Genomic DNA, 12,848 nt, shown 5'->3' on the forward strand with positions numbered 1-12,848 from the left:
ATTACTTTTTATGATAACCATTCTTGATTGAAGTAACTTCTTCTTGATTATAGTAAACAGTTTTAGGACCTACATAATATCCAGGATTGTAAATAAATAGTGTTGCTGTTTTTGGAAAACTAGAACTACTATTTTTATCTCCCTGTTTTACCGCTTTCCCGGGTAATTTCAATTTTTCAAAGTCGTTCCCATTACGTCCCGTCATTTTTATATCATATCCACTAGGACCAATTTCATAGACATTATCCGGATGGTTATGTCCAAACAATGAAATTGAATTGCTATCGAAATAATTTATAAAAGGATATATTGATACCGCCCCCGGGGTAGCCGGTTTATCTAATGCTCCATCTTTTCCTATTATGGATTGTTGTTTGCCATCTTTTAAACCTGTTGATACAATAAACTCAGCATCTGAATTATCAGATATGTATTCATGCACTCCTAAAGCTTTTTTTTCATTATCAAAATCGATTATGCTGTATGTCTGACTACTACCATTAGAGTACTCTACATTCCCTTCTTTTGTATGCTTCGCAATATAGCCAGCTTCACCAACATCAACGCCACCATCATTTTTTTCTTTGAGATTACCGTTGCTATCAAAATTTTTTGAAGCATAAATAACATCTCTATCTGATTCCGCTCTCCAGGTTATACTACCATTTCTATCTAGCTCATAAATATCTTCATTTCTTCCATCTGGGTCTATAAATCGTATCGGATTATTGTATGCGTATCTGTAAGGAGACCAAGCTCTATTTACTTCAGCCAGCGGATCCACAACGCCCCATCTTCCTATATCGGGCATATAGAATCTAGCTCCATAATCATACATTCCAGTCTCCTGAAGTTCCTTACCATTGTACTTATAATTCTTATAACTTCCAGATCCAAAGAATGCATTTCCAGTTTTCAGGTGATTCATCCCAAAAGGATAATAATCATTAGCATCTGTGATTTCAAGAGCACCTGCACTGTTTCTTGCAAAACTTATCCTTGTATTTCCAAGATGATCCTTATATTGGTAAATATACTGATCTTTCCCGTAATCATAAAATCCTTCTGCCGTAGGAAAAAACATGAGCTGAGGAGTCTTAACAGTAGTTATTCCTAATGGAGCGGCCTGTGCCATCGCAATGCCACTTTCAGCGCTGTAAGCCTGCTGTTCATAGGCATATTTTAATTTTTCGGAGATCATGCTTAGTTCTTCAAGGCCTCCACTGCCTCCTCCATTATTATCGGATTCATTATGATAATATTGAAAACCATCCAAATAGTCTGTAATATCAGTTACCGTATAACAGTTGATGATCCCACACTCACTTTTCGGAAGTTTTTTCTGTACCTTAACTCCATCTGCTCTGTACAGGTAATTATGCAGTCCTGAAAGCCCCAAAGTTCCATATTCTATTTTATTGGGAAGATTCAGATGATTGTAAGTGATTTTGGTAATGTTTTTATCCGGCATCTGCCACATATTTCCATTGCTGTCATATTGAATCGTTCCTCCTCCACCTTCATATCCTGAAGGATTATTCTTGTGGTCCTTAATCACAGATACTTGATTGGTTAGATTATTGGATCCATAAATATATTCCAGCTCATCGATAACGGTAGCAGTTGTATTGTTTCCTTCTACTGCAGAAGTTCTGTAAAGGTTTGTAATATTTCCATTCAGATCATAGGCCAACGATTCAGTATGCTCTTTACTATAACGATTCACAGGGTTTTGATAATATCCTGCTGTCAATCTATTCAAGGCATCATATGCATAACCATATCTCTTCGGTTCTATAGGTGGATTGGCTCCTATAGATTCTACGGCTCTCCAGTCAACTTCTGCTATATTCCCGTTGTATTTTGCCTTTACATTCTTCCCGGAGAATAATGTTGGATCAGGATTCTCTATTCCATTCATCTGATTGTATTTGATTTTGTAGGAAAATAGTTTTCCTCCTAAATCAGGAACTGACATCTGCGTTTTATTAATATCGGTCAGCCAACCTCTTATGTTATAAGCATAATCAATACTCTGCAGATTATTACCTACTTTTTTATTGGTAAGCTGAGCAAGTTCATTATAACTGTTTGCTGTAAGAATCTCTTCCTGTTTATCATCTACCTGATGTTTATGAACCAGTAATCTGTTCTGATTATCGTATTCAAAACGTTCCGTAATAGTAACTCCCGGTTCACTGGCTAATCTCTTATGAAGAGTAACCGTTTTCTTTGGTGCTCCTATAAAATCCAGCTCAGATTCTGTTCTGGTATATCCTCCCAAATGATTGATAGAATGGCTTCCAATAGCTCTTCCCTTTTGATCATAATAAGTATAGTTTTTCGTCCAGTTATCATCTTCAATATTCTTTACAAAGCTCATCAAAGGAAATCCTTTAGTGCTCCTTCCATCAGTCGTAGCATTGGCAGTAAGTACAGGCGCTCCCTGAATAGTTGAAGGAAATGTAGGATTGAAACTATAGGCAGGATAAGTATCATAATAATTAACACTTAATATCTGGCTAACATTGGAAGGGGTGGAAAGCTTCGTATAGTATACAGCCATGCCATTTAAGGTAAATCCGACTGCAGCAGTCCTGGTTTCATATAAACTAGTATTTACATTGGTGCTGTTTTGTATTGATGCCCTGCTTGCAGGATTATTTGTGATTCCCGTGTAAACAACTCTTCCAAACTGATCATATTTGGTAAAGAGCCATTGTCCTTTTCCTTTAAGAACAGTATCCTGGGTCAGAATAAGTTGATCAGCTCTATTATACACCATATATTCCCAACCTTTGCCAGGAACTTTTTTTTCTACCAGGCGGTTTCTGCCATCATATTTATACTGGTAACATAAGTCATTAAGTAGGGTATTAGGATTAGCCTCTATAGAAGCTTTAGGAGGAATAACAAATGCCAGATGATCATATTCATTGTAAAGGTAATAGGTATCAGCATTCTCTGTAGCACTGATTACTTTTCTTACCAATAGCAACTGTCCTTTGCCATTTTTAAATTCTATGGTTTTATTATCATCTTCATCCGTTACTGTATTTTTATACAATTTGGCCTCTTCATACATTCCAATGGTACTAATAGCTGACAATGTAGCATTATTCACCCAGGTTGTAGTAACGGTAAACTTTTTAATCTTGTCTAATGTAGAATTAACATCATATCCGAACTTTACAGATTTTCCATTCCAGTCATTACCTACCTGTTTCTGCTCCAAAATCCTGTCCAAAGGTGATTTTTCTAAAACCTTTTCAGAGTAAATCTTTTCATTGCCATAAGGACTACTTGCAAGATTGCCTAAAGGGTTAGGCGTAACAGCTCCGTTTAAAGTGCTCCCTTGTGGAACTGGAAGGTAATCTTTTATCTGTCTTCCAAACGGGTCATATTCAATAGGAGTAACCACATCTTTTCCTAATGGTGAGGCTTTTACATTGACTATTTGTTTTGGTCTTCCCAGCCCATCAAAATACTGTACAGTTTCTAAGGATTTTGTAGCTGTAACTCCATTATAATCAAGATATGTTTTACTCTGTATATAATTTTCTGTATTGGGAAGCGTAGTAAGCTGTGCTTGTAAAGTACTCGTTATCAACAAAGCACTTATGGGGATTATTATTTTTTTCATGATTTGTTAATTAATAGAAAAAGTAAAGTCTAAAGCTACATTAGTATTATTTACCAGAGAAGGTGAGGCTGATGATATGGTTGCTTTAATGTAACCGTTGGTGTCAATTGTCAGATTCCATATTCCGTTGGAGTACGCGCTAGAGGTACGGATTCCATTAGGGATACAAGTCCCATTAATTTTTCCTATAATCGCACCACCCTGATTCCAATATTGATTATTGGTTTCGTATAAGAACCCAATTTGTACTCTATAAGTCGTGGGATTGCTCACTGAGATAGATCCATAATTAAATTGATTAATCTGACTTCCTTTTGTTACAGTACAGTTTATTGTTGTACATATTGCATTGGGGTTATTATTAGCAGCATTCTGTCCATTTGCTGTAATTTCATCTACTGCCTTTTGGTCAGCATCAGATTGGCTAATCATTGAGGTATATTTATTAGCTGGTACAATGTAAGTAAAGGCTGTACCTATTCCCCCACTTCCACAATATTTAGCAAAAGTACCACTCCTTTCAGAATTATAATATTTTGTTGGAGCATAATTATATTTATATTCTTTTATAGTATTACTGTTAGCATCAACTATTTTTTCAAGTCTCCCCGCAGAATCATAAATATAATTCTCCCTAATTCCTGAAGGCGGGGTAATAGTCCTCACTCCAATTAATGGATCATAAGTATAAGTCGTTATTTCGTAATTGGATAGACTGTTTCTAAACGTATTTAAAGCATTCAATAAATTGGATTCATCATTGTTTGTCCCTGCAGCAGCATCTAGATCGGAAGCTTCTGAAATAGTAGACATTGATGTATAGCTAATATCAGTGAATTTCACATTCTTAATTTCAGCAATAGGCTGAGTTAGACCATACCCCCACACAATTACTGTAGAAATTCCATCTTTGGTAGTATATTGTACCAAATTTCCATTCATGTCATAGTGGTCATAAGTTATTTCTGTATTAAGCGTATTATTACCAATATCAGTAGATATTACAGCACTTGGTAATACGGTGTAGCTATGGTCATATTTAAACAGTTCCTTACTTAACAGTTTACCATTTTTCTTTTTCTCTATTTCAACGGGAGTATCTAAAATATTAGCATCAATCAATTTTTGTATGCTTTTATCTTTGGCGTTTCTATAATATTCCTCAGTGATATCCCCATTGGAAACAGACTTCTTATATGTTAGTCTTGTATCATCATAAGTAAAGAAGTTTTCTTCTTTCATACTGCCTCCTGTAAAGAGTTCTTCTCTGCTATTGGAGCTTGTATTATTGAAATATCTTAACAGGTAATTTGATGAAGTATAAGTCCCTGACATATTATATCCAAAATTAATATATGATGAAAATGCTTTCTGAACTTTAATAGAATCTTTAACATGATAATCATAAGTATAAGTTTCTTTTTTTATAGGTGTAGCTACTCCCTCTTTATAATAATTTGCAGAAAGCAGTTTTCCTCTTCTCCCATCAAAAGACTGGACATAAGAACTTGGAAATTTTAAGAATTTAAGAAGGTTTTTAACTCCCTGATCTGTAAAATTAGTATCAGATACCATAAATTTATCTGGGTAATCACTGAAATTGCTATAGTTTTTCTCTATATATCCTTTTCCTGTTACTTCTTCTACGATTCTGGAATATCCGACAATTGCGCCTGTATTAAATCCAATACCAGGAGAAACATATGTCCTTGTTGCATTAGAAGGAGTTGTAATGAAATTAATCTGCCCTGAAGACTTATTATTTGTATTGAGGTATTTATATTTTATTTCTTTACTTACACTGTTTTGAGAATCATATAGTTTCATACTATTGATTCTTGTACTTCCCAAAATATATTTTTCCCCTTCATAGATAAAATCATCATTTTCATAATTTAATTCTAAAGCTCCACCTGTTGGATACACTATTCTTTGTAACAATCCCAATTTAGAAAGAGGGGACGGTGTTTTATCTAATCCTCCACGTTCAAAATATGGTTGTTTATTGACTAATTTAAAGGGTAAAATATTATCAGTATTTAAATCAGGATAAAAGTAAATTTTTGCTTTAGAGAAATAGTTCAAGTCATAAGGGTGAAAGTCAGTTTTTGAAAAGGTAATATTAGAGCTATTATTATTATAGTACCCTAAAAAATCAACTTTTGAAGAGTTTCTTGGGGGGAAATTATTAATATCATAAGAAAAACTATAACTTCCTAAAGAAGAATCTTCAATTTTATCCAGCCTTAGACGTTTACATTCATAATTACCTGCTGTACACCCGCTGGAATCAAAATAGGAATATGTGAAGTTAGCCTGTTTTATGACATCTCCACTTTTACTCTTCACTTTAATATTGGAAAGTCCATTACCTGGATAATCTATTCTGTTAAATTCATATGTAAACTCAACGGTCTCCTGCTCTGTTATAAGTTTTTTTAATCTTTTAACAGCGAACTGAGAAGTGGTAAACTTATTATAGATCAAGGGCGGAGCTTCATAAATTGATGAATTGCTTCCTAATGAATAGTTAGTTGCGACATTATAGTTTCCAAAATCTAAATCCTCTATCGTATTGAGTGAAGGATGCTCATAATTATTTATATAAGTTTCATACTCAAATTTTACTTCTCTCCCCGAAACTGGATCTTTCATTTTAGTGAGATACCAATTATTAACCTGGTAAGAATCGTGACTTAAAAGATCTTGTGGGTACTCCGTTATTTTACCTATTTCGTAGTCATTAAAAGTATATATATACCCATTTTCTCCTATAATTTCAAACTTGTCTGCTTGATAAAAAACACTGGCTTTTCCAGCATTTCCCCAGTATGTACTTTCATAACCTCCACAAGTAGGTTTTATTGTTAAAATGAGATTGTTATTTAGTTTGGCATTGGTAGAATTAAAAAAATGAGCTTTAAACTGTGTATCATTAATTCTCGTCAGATAAAATTTATCATTAAATCCTGGTGCATTAATATAATAGAAATCAGGGGCTGCATCCACCATTCCATCATCATTCCACTCAATTCTATGGTTTATACATAATTGTTGTCCATTAATATTTGAATAGAAAAGCTGATCTGGCCATGTTGTACACAAATATCCTTTAGATTGCCTGTGCCATGAATACGATTGTTCTGGTTCAAAAGTGGAGTTTGTGTAATATGCGTAAGTTTCTGTAAAATCATTCTGATCATTTACCTTAACAGTTAGATTGCCACCTGCATTTAGATTCCAGCCTAGTCCTACTGATGTAGCAATATCAGCAACTTTATTTCCTTTGGTATTATAGGAAAGGTCAATCGGTATTTTTATTTTCCCAAAATTTACAGTATAGATAGGAACTGATATATTGGTCTTTCCAATATAATCCAGTTCAGAAAAATCACTGTACTTCATTAAGCTTGCTACTTCAGGAGAGGCTACATTATATACTTGCTTCTCAAGTAATGTTTGTTGTGATTTATATTCTGTATGTATAAAAAGCGAAAAAAGAATTATTAATTTATATTTGTTTTTCTTCATTGTATTCTATTTCTTTATCAATTTGGCATTCGCCATTTTATTGGTATCAGTTTTTACAGTCACCAGATAAGCTCCCTGCACCAAAGCCTGAGTATTAATCTTAGTCACATTGTTCTTTGTTTTTATACCCTGAAGCTGTCTTCCACTCATATCATATAACAGAATATCAGCCTCTTTAAAGTCAAAGCCAATTTCTACATATGTATAGTCTGAAACGGGGTTTGGATAGATCTTAATGTCATATTTTTCAATCAGCTGATCAACCTGTTTATCTCCTAGTTTAACAATTTTCCAGTTCTCTTTGCCCAGTTCTTCTGCACTGGTTCCGGCAAGAATAATGGAACCGTCTCTGTTGAGTTTTAAATCTGAAAGCCTTTCTTCTTTTTGTCTGGATTCTCCCTTTACGTGCTTTCTCCACTGCTCATTTCCGTTTTGATCCAAATACAACATCCAGAAAGTTTCATCTTCAGTTTGAATTCTTCCTTCAGCCTGAGTATAACCTCCCAATAGAATACCTTTAGAAGATTTATCATCTGCAGAATGGAGAACACTCATGCCCATTAGGATATCTCTGTTTTTGAAATTGTAGGATTTCTGCCACTGCTCATCTCCTCTTTCATTGAGAGCAATTAACCAAAGGTCTGTTCCTTCTTCAATACCTACGGTTTTGTTTCCTGATCTTTCTGATCTGGATTCTCCACCAATGATAAAACCAGTTGAAGTTAAAGCCAAGGTTCTCAAATGATCATCCCCTTTTCCTCCAAAGTTCTTCTCCCATTCTACCTTTCCGTTTTTGTCTAATTTCACAATCCAATAGTCGCCCTCACCGAAGTTTTCAGTTTGTTTCGAATTTCGGGATACTGGAGTCGAGTTTTGAACGTTTGATGCAGAACCCGCACTTCGCATCCCGGAACCTTGTTCAGAATCCGAAACACGAACCTCGGAACTTCTGGAATACATTCCCAATAATACTCCTCCATCTCTCGTTGGAATCATCTTCTCTACTTCATCTAAACCTTTTCCTCCTAAAATTAATTGTGATAATTCTTTTCCGTTTTTATCTAGTCTGGTAATCCAGACATCTTTAGATCCATAACTTTTTGCTGAATTCTGTACGTTTCCGGCCACAAAAAATCCTAAATCGGTAGTTTGGATAACAGCGCTGGCTTCTTCATCGGAAGAACTTCCCAGAGTTTTCTGCCATAGTTCATCTCCGAATTCATTGATTCTGATCAGCCAAATATCTGAACCTCCTTTGGAATCCTCTTTTTTATCCAGTCCTTTTCCGGAATAAGATGTTCCGGCTAACAGAAATCCACCATCTTGTGTAGTAACTGTTGCTGATAAATAATCATGATTTTGTCCTGAGAAATATTTCTCCCAGACTTCTTGGCCCTGTTGATTGAGTTTTACCAAATGAAAATCGTAACCGTTATTCTGCTTACTGCCTGAAGCCTGTTGCTTATTGCTTTGAATAGAACTTCCTGTGATCAAATACTGCTGATCAATGGTTGTAGTGACCTGGCTTAGAAAATCCTGGGTAGAAGATTGGATGTCTTTCTGCCACACCACTTCCTGGGCAGATACGCCCAAGACCGTGCATAAAGTAAATGCACCGAGATAAAGTTTTCTCATTCCCGTGTTGTCGTTTTTTGAGTTAGTAATTAGTTTATTAAAACGCAGCGAAGTTAATATTTATTAAGACACGAAAATCAACACATTGTATTTTTCCATAAATAATACTATTAATAATTAAATTCACTTTATTTTATATTGATATCAATCTTATTCTAATGCAAAAATATCTCTCCAGGACGACAGAACCTGTCGTGTTAAAAAATAAAATTCTAATCAGAGTATTCAATATCAATTAAGAAATTATATCGCCCAAAAGGCAATATTCCTATTAGCTTATCAACAATTAAATACTTTCTCTATATCATATTTAACTAATTCATTATCAACTATTGTCGTGATTTATTTTTATCCATAAGTTTACTACATGATGAGAAAAAGCTACTACCAAAAATTGGCATTTATGGTCACATTGCTGACTGTTTTATTGGTGTATCAGAAATATACCAGCCGTGAAAAAGAACCGTTTCCTGAAGTTATGTTCATTACAGATGCTTCAATACCAGTAAACCTATCAGATTTTGATCCCAATACACTGGACAAAGAACAGTGGCAGAAACTTGGATTTTCAGAGAAACAAACCGCAACCATCCTGAAATATAAAGATATTGTAGGGGGAAAATTTACGTCAAAAGAGCAGTTGAAAAAATGTTATGCTATTTCTGAAGAGAAATTCAGTGAATTGACTTCTTTTATTTTGCTCCCTGAAGCAGCAGAAAAAGAAGATTCCAAAAGATTCACTACATACGGAAAGAAAGGAATTATGATTTCAGGAAAATTCAATCCTGATCAGTTTTCTGCCAATGACTGGCTTAAAATGGGCTTTAGTGAAAGACAGGCAGAAGCCATTATAAAGTATAAAAATTATCTCGGGGGAAGTTTTATCAGTAAAGAAAAATTTAAAGAATGTTTTATCATCTCTTCGGAGAATTACAGCAAACTTGAACCCTATCTTTTGCTTCCGACAAAAACTCCGAAAAACTTCAGGAATTCCGGAAAGAATAATCCTGTAAAATCAAAAATTCAATATCATCCATTTGATCCTAATCAGCTTGGCCTAGATGAGTGGAAAGCACTGGGATTTTCAGAAAAACAAGCAATCACTATCATCAATTACCGGGACAGAAATTTACGGGGAAGCTTTAAAAGCTTAGAAGATCTGCAGAAATGTTTTGTGATTTCTGCAGAGAAATTTCAGGAGATGAAACCTTATATCAAACTTCAGGAAAAACAACAGGAAAAAACAGATTTTTCAAAAACAGATCTTAATACCATTACTTTCAAACAGCTTATAGAATTCGGACTGGATGAAAGAAGTGCTGGTTCACTGATTGGCTTTAGAAAGAAGCTGGGAGGTTTTATGAATAAGCAGCAAATTCTAAGCACTTACAACATAGATCAGGATCTGGTTCAAAAACTGATTTCAATAGCCCCGTTGAATATATCAAATGTTCCCCGGTACTCATTAGTAGAAGCACCTGAGGAATGGCTTAAAAATCATCCTTATTTCAAGTATTCAGCAGACAAAATCATATTCTACCGGATCAGTAACCCTGATGATAAGAAAATATGGAAACTTTTAAAACTGAAACCTGAATATGAAGAAAGAATGAAATTATATGTAAAATAACATGAACCCTAAAATAGGCTTAAACTCTTCCAAAATAATATTCTGGAAGAGTTCTGTCTTGTAAAATAACATCTTAGATTTTAGTGATGCATATAGTTGCTTGGCCCATTAGTCCCTTCAATGGATTCCGGCAGTATTCCGTATTTATTACGTAAATCTACTGTGCCTATTTTCTTTTCCGTATTAATATCAATTATACTGATCGTACCAGAGTTTAAGTTGGGAAGATCCAATAAATTATTTTGTACTGCAACAACATCTTTTCCTGATTTGGTTTTAAAGAAAGCCATATGATGTACACCTTTATCCGCATCAAGAGTCTTCAAAAGCTTTAGTTGAGGAAGATTATTAATATCAAAGACAAGTACTTTTCCAGGTTCCGCAAAACTTACATACAATTTGTTGGAGTCATCAATATACATTTCGAGTGCCCAGCCTAAACCTTTTGTACTTCCGTCAAAAATCTTAGTAAAAGAATCATATTTCTTGGTTGTAGCATTATAGGGAGCTATCCAGATATCTCCACCAAGCATTGTTGTAGCAAGTGCATATTGCAGGAACTTTCCACGCAGTAACAGTACTTCTACAGGAGCAGATAAATCAGTTGGAGAGTCTGCGACCTGATAGGTTTCCTTTATTTCGTAAGTGTTCAGATCTAATAAAGTACAGGTATTACCCATTCCGGTAGTAAGATCAGGATGAATAGTGGATGATACCATCATCAATCCTTTTTCTTCATTAATGGAAATGCCGTGTGGATACATGATAAACTTATTGGGATTAGTTTGAATGGGTGCTTTAATCGTTTTGATAAGCTGATTATTGGCCGCATTAAAAACACCTATACTACCATCTTTTGGACCTCCTGCCCCACCCATAAAGGTCATAAAATATCTTCCGTCATTGGTAAAAAATAAATTTTCTCCTACCGTATTCTCACCCGTATCAACAGGAGTTGCGTTCAATAATATGGGTTGTCCGTTTTGGTCTTCCTCGGTTTTTACCTCATAGAGATAGCTGCCTCCTAAAGCAGTTGTGAACATTTTATTGGCATTCTGATTGTAATAAATATGATGCGGCAGTACACCAATGCCCAATTCAAGTTTGCTGCTGATATTTCCAAAATTGGGTGCTTCAGGATCGAGTTCAATAACGGCAATTCCGTCTGGTAATCCTTTTAAACTTCTGTAATCAATGTAAAACGAAGAATCATGCGGGTGATCCGAATTATGATTATCATTTTGACAACTCACACATATTACCAAAGTAATAAATACTAGAACTGAATTAAGATTTAATTTAATGATTTTCAGGTTATTATTGTTGGTATTATAAATATAAAACATTTTCAATGAAAAATAAAATATATTACACCAATACGTGAAAAAACAATAAATAGCAATAGCAAATAATGCTTCCCATAGTTAATAGCAGAAAGCATGAAATTGAAACCGTTAAAGTATTTTAGATATTTTTAATCAATTGTTTTACTGGAATCTGCCAGCAAAGAATTGAGCGTATTAAGTTCCTCGTCTGTCATATCTCTCCATTTACCGATCGGCAAATCAAGTTTGATATTCATGATACGGATTCGTTTCAGTTTTTTCACTTCGTATCCAAGATATTCACACATTCTTCGGATCTGTCTGTTGAGTCCCTGAGTAAGAACAATTCTGAAATTCATTTCATCAATCTTCTCTACCTCACATTTTTTTGTTACGGTATCAAGAATTGGAACACCGTTTCGCATTTTTTCCAAAAATCTTGGTGTGATAGGCTTGTCTACACGAACAAGATATTCTTTCTCGTGGTTATTTCGCGCTCTAAGAATTTTATTAACGATATCACCGTCGCTCGTTAAGAAGATAAGTCCTTCACTTGGTTTATCCAGCCTTCCGATAGGAAAAATTCTTTTGGGGTGATTGATATAATCTACGATATTATTTTTTTCACGTTTTGTATCTGTAGTACAAACGATTCCTACCGGCTTATTAAAAACAATATACACAGGTTTTTCCTGAGGCTCTCTGATCGGTTTTCCGTCTACTTCTACAAGATCTTCATCAGAAACTTTGGTTCCTAACTCAGGAATTTTTCCGTTTATCTTGATTCTTCCTTCTTCCAAAAGTTTATCTGCTGCTCTTCTTGAACAGTATCCTACTTCTGATAAATATTTATTGATACGCGTTTTTTCCATTAGTCTTTTCCGTAGCCGGTATAATTTTTATTGCTGAAATCAGGATTTCCATAGCTTAAGCCTATGAAAAATCTTCAACCATCTTTCAGTTTATTTGATTCAAAAACAATTCCTCCTTTTTGGCTCAATCTTTTTGAATAGGAAATTTGTATTTTCAGGATTTCCTAATGCAAAGTTAGGAAGAAAATGATATTCTTATGAAAGTAATACTA

Annotated in this window: 6 protein-coding genes; 1 reads left to right on the top strand and 5 read right to left on the bottom strand. The window is 34.6% G+C overall.

What is annotated here, in order from left to right; genetic code table 11:
- Window position 1: 1 nt before the first annotated feature.
- Genes ACMA47_RS04100 through ACMA47_RS04110 form a run of 3 tightly spaced genes read right to left on the bottom strand, consistent with a single transcriptional unit; the run spans window position 2 to window position 8,809 of the window.
- Complete coding sequence (locus ACMA47_RS04100) at window positions 2-3,643, bottom strand: DUF6443 domain-containing protein (protein WP_413928783.1); 3,642 nt, start codon at window positions 3,641-3,643, stop codon at window positions 2-4.
- A gap of 6 nt (window positions 3,644-3,649) precedes the next feature.
- The gene (locus tag ACMA47_RS04105; protein ID WP_413928784.1) at window positions 3,650-7,174 is read right to left on the bottom strand and encodes a DUF5977 domain-containing protein; all 3,525 of its coding nucleotides are present in this window, start codon (window positions 7,172-7,174) and stop codon (window positions 3,650-3,652) included.
- A gap of 6 nt (window positions 7,175-7,180) precedes the next feature.
- Window positions 7,181-8,809 carry a T9SS type A sorting domain-containing protein gene (locus ACMA47_RS04110; RefSeq protein ID WP_413928785.1) on the bottom strand — a complete coding sequence of 543 codons (1,629 nt, stop codon included), beginning with the start codon at window positions 8,807-8,809 and terminating at the stop codon, window positions 7,181-7,183.
- Window positions 8,810-9,212: 403 nt separating this feature from the next.
- On the opposite strand from ACMA47_RS04110, the gene ACMA47_RS04115 reads away from it, so the two are divergent.
- Entirely contained in the window at window positions 9,213-10,439 is a 1,227-nt protein-coding gene (locus tag ACMA47_RS04115) for a hypothetical protein (RefSeq protein ID WP_413928786.1), read from the top strand.
- 80 nt (window positions 10,440-10,519) lie between these two features.
- On the opposite strand, the gene ACMA47_RS04120 is transcribed toward ACMA47_RS04115, so the two are convergent.
- Window positions 10,520-11,692, bottom strand: a complete 1,173-nt coding sequence (locus ACMA47_RS04120; RefSeq protein WP_413928787.1) for a hypothetical protein — start codon at window positions 11,690-11,692, stop codon at window positions 10,520-10,522.
- A gap of 221 nt (window positions 11,693-11,913) precedes the next feature.
- Window positions 11,914-12,636 (bottom strand): 23S rRNA pseudouridine(2604) synthase RluF, encoded by a 723-nt coding sequence (gene rluF / locus ACMA47_RS04125; RefSeq protein ID WP_062671111.1) that lies wholly within the window; start codon window positions 12,634-12,636, stop codon window positions 11,914-11,916.
- Window positions 12,637-12,848: the final 212 nt, after the last annotated feature.

Source organism: Chryseobacterium sp. T20, from assembly GCF_047345655.1.
Taxonomy (GTDB): domain Bacteria; phylum Bacteroidota; class Bacteroidia; order Flavobacteriales; family Weeksellaceae; genus Chryseobacterium.